Source organism: Legionella nigrisilvae (assembly GCF_977063395.2).
In genome coordinates this window covers 500,028-516,215 of the sequence record NZ_CDRUGZ020000011.1, presented here as the reverse complement: position 1 = coordinate 516,215, position 16,188 = coordinate 500,028, and the positions used below count along the sequence as shown (strand labels likewise).

Below are 16,188 nucleotides of genomic sequence, written 5' to 3'. Positions count from 1 at the left end.
TCTTATGAAATTAAAATCAATACTCCTGGGGTTAGGCTTAATTCCTTCTTTGATTTCGCCAATATTGTTCGCTGCTTCAGAGGCAACTTCTAATATTACAGCTCAATTACAGAACGTAATTGATGATTATTATACAAAGTACAATCAAAAAGAAAAATTCACTGCTATTGCAGCCTCTGTTTTAATTCCTCAGAATCAAACCAATTACCAAAAAGAAATCAAAACGGTGTTGCACGGGACTATGGGATATCCTCCTCTATCCCAACCTATTACTCCAAGCAATTTATTTGATATTGGTAGTATTACTAAATCATTTACGGCGTTGATTATTCTGCAATTGCAAACTGAAAATAAATTGTCTTTAGATGATCATTTAGGAACATGGTTACCACAATATCCTAATTGGAAAAATGTCACTTTAAGACAGCTATTAAACATGACCAGCAGGATCCCCAATTACTCTGCAGATGATGAATTTTCTAAGAAAATGGAGTCTCATTTGGATGCCGTTTGGACTGATGAAGAGTTACTTAAGTATGCCCATCCGGAAAAACCACTTGAGACGAAAAAGGGAAATCTTTTTGAATATTCAAACTCTAATTATATTTTAGCTGCTTTAGTTATAGAAAAAGTAACCAATGATACTTTTGCCAACCAATTAAAATTGCGAATTCTTAATTCTCAAAACGGTTTAAATGATATGTTTTATTTGGCTGGGCCTGATGGTCAGTCTCTAGGAAAATCGATTGAGGCTCGGAGAGTTCATGGATATTTTTATGATGAAGCAGAGAATAAACTAATTGATACTTTAAGTAATGATCTCTCTTGGGCTGGAGCTGCGGGTGCCATTGTGGGTACAACTGAAGATGTCGCTCGGTGGGTTCAACAGCTTTATCATGGCACATTAATTAAGCCGATTTTCAGAGAGCGGATTCTAGCCGAATTAGAGTCTGTTGTATCAATGAAAACAGGAAAAACTATTCCTACAGTGACAGAAAACGATCCTTCTGGATTTGGCTTGGGTGTGGGATATCTTTACGATAAAGATCTGAAGCAACGTTTTTGGGTGTATAAAGGCAGTACCTTAGGGTTTCGGGTCATGTATTTTTGGCAACCCTGCAATAATGTGACTACTGTAGTTGCTTTAAATGGTAAGGGAGGGGAGGGAAATCCTAAGTCTAGACTCGGTGACGAGATTATTAAAGCAAACCGGAATTTGTATAAAGTAATTTTGCAAAATTACCCCGAATTACAGTGCATGTCTTGAGTCATCCTCTTTGCTCCTTCTTTTCCATTTAGAAGGAGCTCTTTCTAATTTCACCGATAAAACCTTTACCTTTTATTATAAATTCGATTCTAGTTGGTTTGCGTACATTTCATGTGATACAATTTGCGCTCTAAGTTCAAAAGATAATGATTATGTCAAAAAATAGCCCACCGCCTGATTTGCTAAAAGTTAATAAAAAAACGGATCATTTTTTTATTTCAATTAACAAACAAGGACCGCATGCTTTTCTAATGCTGGGGGTATATGACCAAAATAAAGTCCGTCGTTTACTTTGCCGCGTAGGTAAGTTTGGCTATCCCAGTGGGGCGAAGTGTGACCTTCATTTAATGCCTCAACTACCAAAAGATCTCACAGCATATAAATACGACTATATATATTGTCAGGATCAAGGTATCCAAAAGTTGTATTACGTTCGCCAAAAAGTAGTAAAAATTACTGAAAATGGAGAAGACACCGATGGAGAAAAAACTAAAAAAGTACCGTATGCTGAAGAAGTGAATATTGCTGATTATGATGAATTCAATAAAAATATAAATCAAATTAACCCTCAGAAAGCTGCCCGATTACATCTAAGTGCTGAGCAAGTTCTTCAAATAATTACCTCTAATGGAGGCCATGTTCAGACTATAAAAGCAGATTATTTTATGCAAATGGATTTCCTCTGCAATTCTCTTTTTTTTAAGAATAGGGGACAATTAACGGATGAAGGGATCTTTCGAAAAAAAATACAAAGGGATCGAATCAGTTATCAAGCGTACGATATATCCTATGAACAATATCTCGAGTTTGTCAGCATATTAGAAAGTTTGCGCGCCCATAACGAATTTGAATATTACAAGCCCGACTCAACAAGCGGGGATGAAGTCACATTAAAATTAACTAGCACGAAAATTGCATCCTCCCCCGATGTAAAACCCATACCGAACGATCGTTTAAATAAAATAAAAGCGAGTATTAGTGAGTTACATATTGGTAATACATGTAGGCATACAGCAATAGAGCTTCTTGAGACCGTTCGGCATGCTCCAGTATCTTCTTTGGTTTCATCTATCTTTTTTAAGGATTTACCTTGTGAAACGGTGTTGGAATACGGCAAGCCTTGTAAAAAAATCCCATACTATGTACTTCCACCACCCCCAGTAACCATCGTTGAATCAAATAACACAAAGAAGAAAGTAATTACAATGCTGTACTCAAGAATGGAAAATATGCTACTCCTGGAGCCTGACTCTTCTAGTACTCAGAAGAAATTCTTGAGACTCAAAGAATTATATTTAGACATAGTGGGACCCAGTAAAAGTTCATCTATAGAGCAATTATTGAGATATATCCAGACTTGGAAAGATCAAAATAAAGGTGATTTACAAGTTTTGAGAAAAACATACTTTTGGGATGATCTTCCTTTTATTAAACGACAATCGTCCACTATGAAACTGATAAATCAACTTGAAGAAGAGCTTCAAAAAAATAAAACACCTGAACTAAGTAGTTAGCGAGTATATTGGGTGTTCTATTGTGAATCTAAAAAGATTATTATAGATAATTCTAGGGGGTTTCTTATCGAAACCCATCAGAGTAGCCTAGGTAAAGCGAGACGGAACGGGAACTTATTTTTAAAGCTGGGTTTTTCCCCGCTTTACCCAAGCTATTATCTGAGCTGAGAAGTTGTAACCTTGATAATTGACAATGAATCAAAGGAGTGGATATGAAACTTTATTATGCTAAATCAGCATGTTCATTAGCGGCACGTATTGTCCTTAATGAATTGGGTCGCACTTTTCAGGATGAAGAGGTTGATTTAAAAGCTAAAAAAACGAAGTCTGATGAAAATTATTTAGCAATTAATCCTAAAGGTGCAGTACCCGCACTTTATCTCGATAATGGAGATATACTTACAGAAAATCAGGTCATTTTACAATATTTGGCAGATAGTACACCGGGTCAAAAGCTATTAGCTTCAGTGGGTGATTTAAGAAGATACCATACCCTTGAATGGCTTAATTATGTTGCTACCGAATTACATAAGACACTAGGTATGTTTTTTAATCCAAATCTTAATGAAGAGACAAAAAACATGTTTATGTCGCTTGTTAATACGAAACTAAAATTTGTTAACGAGCATCTTGCGAAAGGACCCTATTTAATGGGCAAGGATTTTACACTGCCAGATGCTTATTTATTTGTAGTGCTGCGCTGGTCTTATCATTTTAAAATAGATCTTTCGTCGTATAAACATTTAGAACAGTTCATGAAAGTTGTTGCAGAACGTCCAGCTGTAGTGACCTCATTGCAACAAGAAAAATTATAATAAGTATTTATTTCTAGCTAAATTAAGAACGTTCGTATTTTCGTTTAATACGTGTTTAATTCGATCGTTCTTTTTTACTTCAGGGGATAAGATCATTACTCACAGTGGTTATTTAAGAGGTGAGATATGCCTATAAAACCTAGTTTTAAGGGTGGTATAGATTTAAATTTTTCCTCACAAAGTAATTTTGAACCCATAGAAGGGGTGGCTAAAGAAAATCAGGCTTCTATTATTGCTCGCAATGCCGTACGTTTTTTAATGATGGGCTGGACGAAGCAGTGGACTGAATTTCTAACTCCTTCAGTGGCTCATGCCATTTTTGTAAAACGTGATCATGAATTATTAAGAGAATTACGTTTTGCTTTTCAGCAAGGCTTTTTGGAGCTTTTTGAGCAATTAAAAAATAAACAATTAACTAAAGAGCAAGAAGAACAAGCTCATCTTTATTTAAGTAATTGTTTAACATTACTTCCTTATGGAGATTTAACTCCTTATGAATCCATCAAAATCCCTCAATGTATTAATGGAAATTGGGAGCTTGTCGAGTACCAGGTTAAACCCATTGAACTAACAAAACGCTCAGGATGGGCGCGGTTTTTTATTCAAGATACCGATCGTGTGTTTGCTTATGGACTTGAACCCCTTTTCCATAAAGGTGCGGAGTCGCATTTAATTTTTATGGGAACAACTTACCCAGCGGGACAAGGTTTTATACCCCAAGTGAATACTGATTCCAATGGTTCTGAAACAGTTGGCGAATCTCTTTATATTATGGGGCGGAAGAGAATTCACGAATGGCTGAAATCCCAAAAAAATAAGATCCATGTATGTGGAGTAAGTTTGGGAGGATCTTTAAGTTTATTGCTTGCTATTGATAGAGGAGAGTATCAACTTTCAAGGGTTGATGCATTAAACCCAGCAGGACTTCATGCCAACAAACGAAAGTATGATTATTGGGATAAATTAAAAGATAAACCTCTAGTTGTCGTACAAAAACAAGGAAATGATCCAGTTTCAGCTTTTGGGGTTTGGAAGGATGATTGGTATATTATCCAAGTCACTCCACCAAGTGACAAAAAAGGCCCTAATGGATTTTGTGACCATTTTTTAAATTATGCAGGCTTTGCCGAAACACAGTTCGATTACATTGAGGCAGAAGAGGATAATGCGAAAAGAAAAACACGTAATTTTTGGCTCTATAATCTCGGTAGAAGTTTAATTTATGGTCTATTCTTACTTCCCTATACTTATCTGGTACGGCCACTTTTTTATTTTCTCGCGCACAACTGGAAAATTACGGTGCCTGTATTAGGAATTTTAGTGTGTGCCCCTCTTGTAGTTGCCGGTGTTTTACCACTACTTGCATTTATGGGCATAGTTGGAGGTTTATTTGCTAGCGTTTTTATATCTTCCTTTTGTTTTCCTAAAAATGGCATTTCAAAAGCATCGTCAGCAGAACCTGAGCTTGCTGGAAAGGAAGGACTAGCTCAATTACACGATCCTTCTCTTGCTCGTAATCCCACTATGGATATTTATAATAAAAGTAATGCTGTAGAAGTCGATTTGACTTATCAACAAATCCATACCTATTATGATGTGATGCGTCGTCTTGTAAAAGGGAAACATTTTTTGCCGAGCGAGGAAAAGAAAAGCAAACATGTTGATGGAGTTACTAAAAAATTCTTACTAAAAGAATGCTCGGAGCCCCAAAAGCAGGATTTGGTAGTGCCTTTTAGAGTTACCCGAGCCAAAGCAGCTCATATTCGACATACTTTAACTTTAGTGGAACAACTTGGAGTTGAGAATAAAAAATTAAAGCCAAGTTTAGAAAAATACTACACTCAATATTCTATTGGCAAGCATAAATAGTTGCACTCGTACTCGATTTAGACTTCTTTTTACTAGGTATATCATTTTATGATTATTAGGGATAAGGAGATAAATTTGTCTGAAGGAACAGTTTTTAAAGGGGGCTTAGAACTTAAGTTTGTTGACCCACAAGAATTTGAATCGCTTGATGGAGTGGATCGTGCTGACTACGCTCCTATTTTAGCGCGTAATATATTGCGTTTTTTTACTATGGGATGGACTGAATCCTGGACTCAATTTTTAACCCCAGCTGTCCTATATTCATTTTTCTTTCAACGCGACACTGCTTTGTTAAGAGAAGTTCGTTTCGCCATGCAGCAAGGTTTTTTGGAACTCTTTAAACAATTGCAAGGCAAAAATTTAAGTCGGGAAGAGGCGGAACAGGTACAACTCTATTTAAGTAACTGTTTGTCTATGCTTCCTTATGGTGATTTAACCCCCTATGAATCCATTACCCTACCTCAATGTATTGACGGACATTGGGACTTGGTTGAATATCAAGTTACCCCAATTGAATTAACAGAACCACACTGGTGGAAGAGTTTTTTTACTTATGATAATGACCGTGTTTTTGCTTATGGACTTAAGCCCCTTTTCCATGAGAAAGCAGAATCCCATTTAATTTTTATGGGCACTACTTATCCTGCAGGACAAGGTTTTCTTACCCAAGTAAAGACTGACACAATGGGATTTGAAACGGTTGGTCTCTCTTTATATCGTAGTGGACGAGAGAGAATACGAACGTGGCTAAACCAACAGAAAAACACGATTCATGTGTGTGGGGTAAGTTTGGGAGGTGCTTTAAGTCTATTGCTTGCTATCGATAAAGGTAATTATAAGCTATCACGGGTGGATGCTTTAAATCCTCCTGGACTTTATGAGCCTCTATTTAAAAGAAGCTATGATCATTGGGATGACTTAAAAGATAAACCTAGGGTAGTAGTGCAAAAACAAGGTAATGATCCGGTTTCAGCTTTTGGGATTTGGAAAAAGGATTGGGAGATTCTTCAAGTTGTACCCCCACAAGACAAACAAGGACCTAATGCATTTTGCGATCACTGTTTAAATTATGCAGGATTTGCAGATACCGAGTTTCAATATGTTTCTGCGGAAGAAGACAATAATCAACGTAAAACGCACCATCTTTTATTTAATGCGATTGCGAGATCCTTTCTTTATTATTACGTTTTAGTTCCTTACACCTATGCAGTTCGTCCATTTGGATATTATATGTTGAACAAATTGCTTCCTCAAAGCTCTAAGACTTCGTTAGAAAAGAACATCCTGGGATTAGCCAAAATACATCATCCCTCGCTGATGCGAAATCAATCAATGGATATGTATCATGCAAATAATACTGTTGAAATTAAACTTACATACCAACAACTCAATACTTATTATCAGATAACACGATGCTTAATAAAGGATAAAAACTTCTTACCAAGAAAAGAACAGGAAAATAAACATATGCAAGGAATTACAAAAAAAACTTTATTGACCGAAAGTGACGATACTAAGAATGCTCATTTACAGGTCCCTTTTAAAGCCACCAAAGCTAAGGCATTCCATATATTATCTACTTTAAGTTTGGTTCGCCAATTAGGTTTGGATAATAAAGAGAAACTAAAATCTATATTGGAAAAACACTATGAAACCTATCGTTTAGGTAAGCATTAACTATGTTAGCATGAGTGCTGTGCCGCTAGAATGACGTTGTTATTTGCGAACCCTTCTCTAACACTGATGGCAATAAACATCACTTAAAAACGAAAAATTAGATGTCCGGCGATTGAATAAAGAAATGGATAATATGCGTCGGCAGGATTAAGCTGCGACTCTCCATAACCTGCAGTAAAACTTCCGGCAATTTCACCCATAATTCGTTCAGTAAAATTATAATTAACACCCACACTAAAAGCAGGTCCCGGTCGCCAATCATCTACCACAATATCTTTACGATGGACACCAGCCACTCCTGCGCCAGAAAAAATTTTCATTTGCGAGTGCGGAATAGGGACCATAAGTTTTCCCATCAAAGTTAAAGTCTCAGTTTGAGATGCTAACGTATCTAAACCATCATGCTCGAAACTGAATAAACTTATGGGATCGAAAAAGACATTTGCTTCAGGAAAGTGCACGTAATTTACTTCAATTGCAAAATATCGAGTAAATTCGTATCCAGCCATTACTCCCCAAACACTTCCACCTTCCTCAACATCTGTAGGTGTGGATAACATTAGGGCAACATTTTGATTTTCCTTAGTGGGAACCAAACCCGTCCAGGTAGTTGAACCAAATCCTCCAATGGCACCGATATAAAAAGGGTGATGTGGTAGATTTTCTGTCTCAGCCAGACAATACGGCGTAGAAAGAAATAAGAATGAGAATAAAAATAATTTCGATTTTTTATCACGCACAATAATTACTCTACCAGGATTCCTTAGATCGTTAGCATTGTGTTGGGCCGTAGCCCAACCTTAATCATGTTATGATTTTAATTTATATAAATTACTGACAGGGTTTTTTGGTAGAACTACATATTCTGCCTCGAGAATCAACTCCTCCCAGACGATAGCAATTCCAATTATCAAGACAATCTTGTTTTGTAGTATAAGGTTGAGCTGCGCATGCTTTATCCAGGGATCCATAGACACTCACCATACGTGCATAAAGCATATTCATATCTTGACACATACCAGAAGGCAAACCGGAAGAAGTACAGTAGCAAGTTGCAACTTTCTTAAATGAGGAGCAAAAATTTACATCATTCGTAGGAACTGCATTACCACAAGAACTACCATATGAAAAAGCAGAGAAACTGAGTAAGCACATTAAACCTGCAAAAAATCCTCGTATCATTTTTAATATCCTCTATTTAACTCGAAATTCTATGCAAGTTACTCTATCAGAAAATTAATCTGCCTGCAAAAGACATCGATATTAATATCGCATTTTAATTTGCGAATATTGAAAGCGGTAAAAGTATTTTTGATTTATTGTTTATGAAAGCAACTGCTCTTCTTCTTCATATTTGAGGGAGGCTTCGTGTAGATTTTTTTCAAAACCTACTGAATTCATAATCTGAATTGCTTCTAGAGCAATTTTTTCGCGAAATTCGGGTCTTAAATTTGCGGAAATAACTAATTGATGAACGTTTTCATTGTCATCTCGAATAAAACTGGCTTCGAAAATATAATCTATCGCTAGTAAATCATCCTTATTATTTTTAATTTGTTTGGTATTCAAACCAAATAATTTTAAATTTTTATTAGTCAGGTCAGTAAAGTTAGTACGGATGTTGAGGTTAATAACAAATTTGGTATTTCGTTTAAATGAAATCATTCGACTGCCACATCGTTTTAAGATTTTACGATAAATGGAAGGTATGTTGAGTAGTTTTAGATAAAGTGGAGTGATTAGATGGGTAAATATATTTTCAAGTATGTTGGGTTTAAAGGAACCTATGGAACTCAGTTTTATTAAATTTGAACAGTGCTGATAGTTACTTGTATCAATAATCGAATTACGTAGTTCTTGAGATAGACCAGTCAAAGTTGCCGCCTCATCAAGGATAATTTTAGCCGGCTCAACTCTCAGGAAACAACCAATTGTATTATCATACATTGGATTATCACGTGTTGATTGAATGATATTCATGAGGGTGTAAGGTGTCTCACTTTTACAGTTACCGGAACAATTTCGTAACGCCAATGCAATTACAGCGCATAACGCGTTATTGATACTTATATGATTTAGTTCGCAAAAAAGCTTGAAATGATTTAAAGAGGCTTCTGGTATGACTGAGTACGTGGAATAAGGAATTTGTTCAGCTTGCATATTACGAACTATATACTCCTCGGGAAAAGTAAATAAATGGGTATCTTTTAGATACTTCTCCCAAAATGGAATGTCTTCATCCAGGTGAATTTTCATTGCAGATCGTTCATTAAAAATATGTTCTTTAAAGTGTGAGTCTAGTGCAATTTCATCAAGCATTAAGTGCGTGTATCGTTCATAAAAATGAGATAACTCAGCGAATAAAATATCAGTACAATGCTCATCAGAAATTAAATGCGGTATGCAAATTTGAAGCTCAGATTCGTTCTCAGTTAAGTAAAATAATTTGCCGATAATTAAAGCTGTTTTTTTCGGCCAGGGATAAAAATCAATGAGTTGTGTCATTGAATCTTGCAATTCTTTTTCACTTTTGTGGGACGGAAGCATTGTAAGATCAGTAGTTGCGAGTTTAAATGACCATTTTTTTTGTGTTTTTTGGGCCGGTTTTAATTTGAAGATTTGATAAGTAAGTGTTTCATGCTTTTTTAAAATCGCTTGAAAAGCAAAATCTAAAGCCTTTTCGTTTAAGTGACCACTGAATCTCTTTCTAGCGACAATATTTAACTTTTGTGCTCTGGGTTCAAAAATATGTGACATCCAAAGTAAAAACTGGAAATCACTCAGAGGTAGATGACTTATTTTATGATAGCTAACTGTTTTATTTTTTGTTTTTTTCTTATTTCTTTTTGTGTTTCTAACAATAGGAGCTAAAGCTGCAATGTTGGTGGCCTTATAAAAGTCAGATAGACTGATAGTTCTATTTAATTCATCATTTATTTTTGAAATGATACGTGCCGCAGATAAAGAATGTCCCCCTAAATCAAAAAAATTATCATGAATACCAATGAGTTGAACGCCCAATTCATCTGACCAAATTCGCGCAAGTTTTTTTTCAAGTGCAGTAACAGGCTCAGTATAATTATAACTCGCAGTTAACAAAGGTACAGGTAATGCGGCTTTATCCAGCTTTCCATTCCTAGTCAAGGGAAACTTATCCACATTTACAAAAACTGTAGGAACCATATATTCCGGTACCTTTTGGTGTAAATGCTGGCGTATTTGATTCGTATTTAATGAAGCTTCGGGGTCTTTTAAAACGTAATAGGCTACCAAGCGTTGTTCTCCAAAAGCATCTTTTTGGGGCAGTACTGCAACTTCTTCAATACCGGGATGGCCAATCATGTGTTTTTCAATTTCGCTTGGCTCAATACGATACCCACGTATTTTTACTTGCTCGTCAATTCTACCTAAATATTCAATGGTTCCGTCAGGCCGTTTTTTACATAAATCCCCTGTTTTATATAAACGAGTTTTACTTAAGGTAATAAATCGTTCTTGTGTAAGTTGAAGTTGATTTAAGTAACCGCGCGCCAAACATGTCCCCCCAATAAAAAGCTCACCGACCTCTCCATCGGGAACCGGTTCATTGTTGGCATCGAGAATAATGCAACTCATATTAGTGCCTGCAATGCCAATAGGGACATTCGTATCCAGATAGGAGCAGTTCAAATTAGTAACTTTATATGTTGAAACCGCCACCGTTGCTTCAGTGGGTCCGTATTCATTAAATAGAACATGTTTAGGATAGGATTTAAGCCAAGATTGACATTCAGCAGCAGATAAATTTTCTCCTCCGAGAATAATGGAATGCAGGTGCGGCAATGTAATGAAATTATTTTTTATTTCGTGCAACAGCACTTTAAAATAACTTGGAGTTAGTTTAATAATGTTGATGCGTGCTTTCGCTAGATAATGCAAATACGAGTGAATTTCCTTCTTTGTTTTTTCCTCGCAAAGAACCACAGTTAATCCCAACATTAATGGCACAACGGTCGTAGTGACTGACATATCAAAAATAGGGTTTGCAGAAAAATCGATACGCTGTTGCGGTTTGCACTGTGTATAGTGGGCAAACCAATGACAATAATTGACCACCGAACGGTGTTCAATAAGCACGCCTTTGGGAGTTCCAGTAGAGCCCGATGTATAGATGATATATGCTAAATGCTCTGGAGTATTTGTTGGAGATGGATTATTCCATGCTTGTTGGTTGATAACCTTATCATCAATGTCCAATAACACAAGAGTTCCTTGATACGGTTTAAATTTATCTTTGAACATAGATTGAGTAATTAAAATTGAGGCTTTGCTATCCTGAAGTAAAAAAAATAAACGATCCTCAGGTTGCGATGCATCTATCGGTAAGTAAGCACCACCTGCCTTTAAAATGGCTACAAGTGTAATTAGAAAATCAAATGAACGCTCCAAACAAAGTGCAATAGGAGAATCTGGTTTTAAGCCTAAGCTTTTTAAGTAGTGAGCGAGTTGATTTGCTCTTCGATTTAGCTCGCTATAAGTCAGTTGTTCATTTCCCTTTACAGCAGCAATATGATTTGGGAAATGATGCGCATGTTCTTCAAATAAGGCTTGTATTATTTTTTTATTCGCCATTTTCTTATCCTAAATTCGGCAGTTAAAGAATAGCGGTAAACAAAATTTTATGCTGAATTTAAAGTCTTAAAGTATTTTTTATTTATTATGAAGTGTCATCCCCCTCAAATTATTGGAATTACCTCATCGGTTATAAAAAATAATTAAAAACCCTTTAAATTCAGTATAGTAAACCTTTTGGGATATTCAAATTCGAGTTAGGATTATAGTTTGGGTAGAATTCGATCCAGCCATTTAGGTAGATACCAGAGCCAATTTTTAAAAATGGCCATGGTTGCGGGGACTAAAAAACTTCGTATTAAAAAGGCATCGACGAAAATAGCAACAGCAATGCCAAGACCAAATGCTTTGACCATCAAAACATCAGCAATCAAAAAGGAGCAGGTAATCACAATAACAATAAGTGCAGCACTGGTAATAATACGACTGCTTTTTTCAATGCCAAATATAATGCTTTTGTTATTATCACGAGTTAATTGATGCGCCTCTTTGATTCGAGAGAGCAAAAATACTTCATAGTCCATCGAAAAACCAAACAGGGCACAAAATATTATTACTAATAAACTGATATCGAGCATTTCTTGTGGTTGGAAGTTAAGAATACTGGATAGATATCCCTGTTGGAATACGAAAACCAACGCACCATATGAAGCACATAAACTTAACAAAGTCATTATTATTGCTTTCAGAGGCAGGAGGAGAGATCTTAATAATAGAAGCAAGATCAAATATGAAAATACAATAATCCATAGAACCGCATAGGGCAGATAACGATAAATACTGTGTAACACATCAATATTACTCACTGTTACTCCGGTAAGTTGGACCTTTAATCCGCTGCCTATTTTTATATTTTGTAATTCACTTACCAGTTGTTTCGTTTCTTCCGAGTTAACTGGATATTTGCTAATTACATTAATGACTGCCATATGTTTGGTCGTTGTCGTATCCAATAATTGTTTTACCTGGGGATCAAGCAATTTTTTATTCAAATGATAAAGCGTGTAATATTGATTCTTTTTAAGGTCGGAAGTGCTACTGATAATACCATTGACCTCTTTGACACGTGGATTATCTTTCAATTTATGTACCAAATTATATATTTTGGATAGGTTATTGCGAGACAAAATAGATGAAGAGGGCGATTCGATCACTAAGATTATAGGGCTTAATTGTTCAAGCTGAAATTTCTTTGCATAGGTATCATAAAAAGCTCGGTTTTCTGATTTCTCAGGGAAAATACGATAGTCAGAGACACCAAATTTTGCCTCTAAAAAGGGATATCCAAGCACTAACAAGAAAATAAGAATAGGGAAGAAAAAAAGATAGGGATGCCGAACAACTCGTTCTGCGAGCCAACGCCAAGAACTGGAGTGATTTTTATTCTTATATACGTGTACTGATAGAAAATTAATCTTTGATTTCAGGACGGCAAGAATGGCAGGTAAAAAAATTGTAGAGATTAATACTGCAAAGAAAACGGCAGCCAAACCACCTACCGCAACGGAAAAAAGAATGTTAACAGGAAACAAAAATAAAGCACTGAGGCTTACAAAAACGGCCAACCCACTAAAAAAAATTGCTTTTCCAGCTGTTTCTTGGGTAGTTGCTATCGCCTCTTGAACCGTTAATCCGTTCTTTAGCTCATCTCTAAAGCGATTTATAAAAAATAATGAATAATCAAGACAAAGACACAAGCCGAGCAATAAAGCGATGTTGATGGTGAAAATGGAAAGGGTAAAAAGATGCCCAAAGAAATAAAGCGTTGTAAGAATAATGATCGCGCACCCGCCGCCAAGAATAATTGGAAGTGTGGCAGCAACTACCGACCCAAATACCAGAATTAAGGTGATAATCGCTATAGGCGTGGCGACAATATCTGCTTTATATAGGTCGGTTTGTGTTTGTTTGTTCACATTTTCTACGAACAGCGGTTCACCTCCAATCCACATAGTCATCTGACTTGGTTTTTTTATGGAGTCTTTAAATTGATTTAATAAATCATTAGTAAGAGGCTTATTGCTTTTGATGATCACGGCAACATATGCTGTATGTTTATCTTTGGAAATTTGATGCGTATCATCAGGATAAATAATTTTGTGTTTAATGGGAAAATCCTTTAAATCAGCCAAGGATTTTTTAATTTTTTCTTTGAATTTATCTTTTGTCGCTAAAAGCTTTTTGCTGTGGTACATGATAAGAAATTTATTTTTATCATTATATCCCAATTGTTTATTCATATACTCTTCGGCACGGGCACTTTGAGAGCTTTCATCCACAAATCCAGTGGTCTTAAACGGTGTAATAATGTGCGGCAAAAAGGGGATACAGAGTAAAATTGCAAGCAACCATAAAACTATAATGGGCCAACGAAGCTTATTTATAAATCTTCCTAATCGGTATGACAGTGCTTTTTTTTGCATGTTTATCGCGAAACTCCAAGTTCCGTAAACTCATTAAAAATAATGACTCTTTTAATATATTAGTATAAATTAGGCATTATGTGTAAATTAATGAGTGAAAAGCTATTTGTGCATCAATATCAGGATTTAATAACTCTTTTTGATCGTTGCTTTGGCAAAGAATTTAATACCAGGCTCATTAAAGGGGATGATGAGCCCATTTATCTACCAGCAAATGAGGCGCATTCTTATAATGCGTTATATTTTGCTCATGGTTTTTTTAGCAGCGCACTCCATGAATGTTCTCATTGGCTTATTGCGGGAGAAGAACGTAGAAAGCAAGTGGATTTTGGGTATTGGTATATGCCTGATGGGCGTAGTGCAGAACAACAAGCTTTATTTCAACATGTTGAAGTAAAGCCCCAAGCATTGGAGTGGATTCTCTCAAAAGCTGCCGGGCATAAATTTCATGTCAGTATTGATAATTTAAATGGTGGTGCAGAGGCGGAGTCGGACACGGTTGCTTTTAAAAAAGCGGTTTATGAGCAAGTAGTTTATTATTGTCAGCATGGGTTACCCGCACGCGCACAAAAATTTCGTGATGCTCTAAGTTCCTTTTATGAGCAATCAAAAATTTTAAGGGTTGAGGATTTTTCTTTAGAAGAATTATGAGCTCTATAGAATCCATATAGTTACGTGGAGCGCACTACAGCGGATTTAAATGGTGTCACTCCAGTTACACTATACATCAATGATGTAACGCTACTCCTAATGTCCAATCCAGATTTTCCGCTGAAGGAACATAATTTAACTGTTGATTTGCTGTTAAACCATATCCCTCGACCATCAGCGCATAATAAAAAGCAGGTAGAAGACAATATGACTCAATGTATTCGTTGTTTGGAAATTGATTACTGAGACGTTCCCATTGTTGATGACAGATCAGATTGTTTGCTTGTTGAAACAAATCTTGAATGGTCAATTGATTGTTTTGAAATTGGAACGGTTTGCTTTCTGCAAGATTTGGAAAACCGCCGATGGCGTACCAAGAGCTGATATGACTCGCAGAAAGAATAGGTTGTACCTCTTTTTTGACCTTATGCATTTTAATTAAAGGAGATACCTCTTGCTCACAAAGTAAAGCATCACCTTGTCCAGTACGTCCGTCAGAAAGTGGATAACCCTCAGAAAAGCAAGAAGCAGTATCGAGAAGTTGATGGGCCATTTCATTTTGCCCAAGTCCTAAGAAACTATGTACGGATAAATTGATATGTTGGCCGTATAGATCCAATTCAACTTGGGTTCCTTTCTCTTCAGTATTTTTTTGTATTGGGAATACAATTTGTACTGAGGCCCCACCAATATCCATGACTCCTACGGGAGTACTAGAGGGCGATTTGAGTGCGCCTATATGATAATTTACCGCTAGCCAGTCGTATAATGCTTCATCATGTCCAGTGATGGTTTTGGCTTCTATAAGCTGCCATGCAGATTGTTGGTTAAACCATTTTTGTACTTCTTGATAGTAAATTTTTTGTTTGGTTTGTGGTACAAGACGCATTCCTGCGGTTGCATAGAAGTAAACAGGAATGTTTTGTACAGGAGCTCCGGAGAAAAGGGTAGTGAGATATGCATCTATAGTATTTTGGTTTGCCTCAATGGTAGCAAATCCAGGTTTTATCTTTTTGGACCATATTTCTGCAATACCGGATGGGGTATTGGTTTCATCAAGATCATAAGCAAAAATATGAAGTCTTGAACCGGTACTTCCAGCATCTACTACCGCGATACATTGATGTTCATTACACGCAGCAGGATCAGCATAACCCTCATTAACTAATACAAAAAGACATGAGATAATGAATAAAAATCGAAGCATGGGAAAAGTCTCAATAAAAAGTCAGTAAATGATACATTATGTATTATTTGTTTTCAACATGATATTATGTTGAAAAAATGATACACTACTTTTTTATATTTTTATGTAGGTAAATGAACCTTCATGCTTTCTGGTTGGAAATAATCTAACCTGC

11 protein-coding genes are annotated in these 16,188 nt (G+C 36.2%); 6 read left to right on the top strand and 5 right to left on the bottom strand.

Annotated elements, in window-relative coordinates; all coding sequences use genetic code 11:
* The first annotated feature begins 4 nt into the window (after nt 1–4).
* From ACWTE2_RS02315 to ACWTE2_RS02295, 5 genes are all read left to right on the top strand, one after another.
* Complete coding sequence (locus tag ACWTE2_RS02315; protein ID WP_454783976.1) at nt 5–1,267, top strand: serine hydrolase domain-containing protein; 1,263 nt, start codon at nt 5–7, stop codon at nt 1,265–1,267.
* Nucleotides 1,268–1,419: 152 nt separating this feature from the next.
* A complete protein-coding gene (locus ACWTE2_RS02310; protein WP_454783975.1) occupies nt 1,420–2,781 on the top strand; it encodes a hypothetical protein in 1,362 nt (453 codons plus the stop codon).
* A gap of 212 nt (nt 2,782–2,993) precedes the next feature.
* A complete protein-coding gene (gene gstA, locus ACWTE2_RS02305; RefSeq protein ID WP_454783974.1) occupies nt 2,994–3,596 on the top strand; it encodes a glutathione transferase GstA in 603 nt (200 codons plus the stop codon).
* A 126-nt stretch (nt 3,597–3,722) separates the two neighbouring features.
* A complete protein-coding gene (locus tag ACWTE2_RS02300; protein WP_454783973.1) occupies nt 3,723–5,465 on the top strand; it encodes a hypothetical protein in 1,743 nt (580 codons plus the stop codon).
* Nucleotides 5,466–5,540: 75 nt separating this feature from the next.
* Nucleotides 5,541–7,142: a hypothetical protein gene (locus tag ACWTE2_RS02295; RefSeq protein WP_454783972.1), complete on the top strand. Its 1,602-nt coding sequence runs from the start codon at nt 5,541–5,543 to the stop codon at nt 7,140–7,142.
* Nucleotides 7,143–7,225: 83 nt separating this feature from the next.
* Here ACWTE2_RS02295 and ACWTE2_RS02290 read toward each other — a convergent pair whose 3' ends face one another.
* From ACWTE2_RS02290 to ACWTE2_RS02275, 4 genes are all read right to left on the bottom strand, one after another.
* Nucleotides 7,226–7,882 (bottom strand): hypothetical protein, encoded by a 657-nt coding sequence (locus ACWTE2_RS02290; RefSeq protein ID WP_454783971.1) that lies wholly within the window; start codon nt 7,880–7,882, stop codon nt 7,226–7,228.
* 91 nt (nt 7,883–7,973) lie between these two features.
* On the bottom strand, nt 7,974–8,324 hold the full coding sequence (locus ACWTE2_RS02285; RefSeq protein WP_182390952.1) for a hypothetical protein: 351 nt from the start codon (nt 8,322–8,324) through the stop codon (nt 7,974–7,976).
* 141 nt (nt 8,325–8,465) lie between these two features.
* On the bottom strand, nt 8,466–11,753 hold the full coding sequence (locus tag ACWTE2_RS02280) for an amino acid adenylation domain-containing protein (RefSeq protein ID WP_454783970.1): 3,288 nt from the start codon (nt 11,751–11,753) through the stop codon (nt 8,466–8,468).
* Between the two features lie 203 nt (nt 11,754–11,956).
* Nucleotides 11,957–14,176 (bottom strand): MMPL family transporter, encoded by a 2,220-nt coding sequence (locus tag ACWTE2_RS02275; RefSeq protein ID WP_454783969.1) that lies wholly within the window; start codon nt 14,174–14,176, stop codon nt 11,957–11,959.
* A gap of 108 nt (nt 14,177–14,284) precedes the next feature.
* On the opposite strand from ACWTE2_RS02275, the gene ACWTE2_RS02270 reads away from it, so the two are divergent.
* Nucleotides 14,285–14,827: an elongation factor P hydroxylase gene (locus ACWTE2_RS02270; RefSeq protein ID WP_454784429.1), complete on the top strand. Its 543-nt coding sequence runs from the start codon at nt 14,285–14,287 to the stop codon at nt 14,825–14,827.
* 76 nt (nt 14,828–14,903) lie between these two features.
* On the opposite strand, the gene ACWTE2_RS02265 is transcribed toward ACWTE2_RS02270, so the two are convergent.
* Complete coding sequence (locus tag ACWTE2_RS02265) at nt 14,904–16,034, bottom strand: multidrug DMT transporter permease (RefSeq protein ID WP_454783968.1); 1,131 nt, start codon at nt 16,032–16,034, stop codon at nt 14,904–14,906.
* Nucleotides 16,035–16,188 lie beyond the last annotated feature (154 nt).

Coding starts and splice junctions, on each gene's coding strand:
- ACWTE2_RS02285 (WP_182390952.1), bottom strand. CDS start 8,324: ATGATACGAGGATTTTTTGCAGGTTTAATGTGCTTACTCAGTTTCTCT.
- ACWTE2_RS02315 (WP_454783976.1), top strand. CDS start 5: ATGAAATTAAAATCAATACTCCTGGGGTTAGGCTTAATTCCTTCTTTG.
- ACWTE2_RS02265 (WP_454783968.1), bottom strand. CDS start 16,034: ATGCTTCGATTTTTATTCATTATCTCATGTCTTTTTGTATTAGTTAAT.
- ACWTE2_RS02280 (WP_454783970.1), bottom strand. CDS start 11,753: ATGGCGAATAAAAAAATAATACAAGCCTTATTTGAAGAACATGCGCAT.
- ACWTE2_RS02300 (WP_454783973.1), top strand. CDS start 3,723: ATGCCTATAAAACCTAGTTTTAAGGGTGGTATAGATTTAAATTTTTCC.
- gstA (WP_454783974.1), top strand. CDS start 2,994: ATGAAACTTTATTATGCTAAATCAGCATGTTCATTAGCGGCACGTATT.
- ACWTE2_RS02275 (WP_454783969.1), bottom strand. CDS start 14,176: ATGCAAAAAAAAGCACTGTCATACCGATTAGGAAGATTTATAAATAAG.
- ACWTE2_RS02310 (WP_454783975.1), top strand. CDS start 1,420: ATGTCAAAAAATAGCCCACCGCCTGATTTGCTAAAAGTTAATAAAAAA.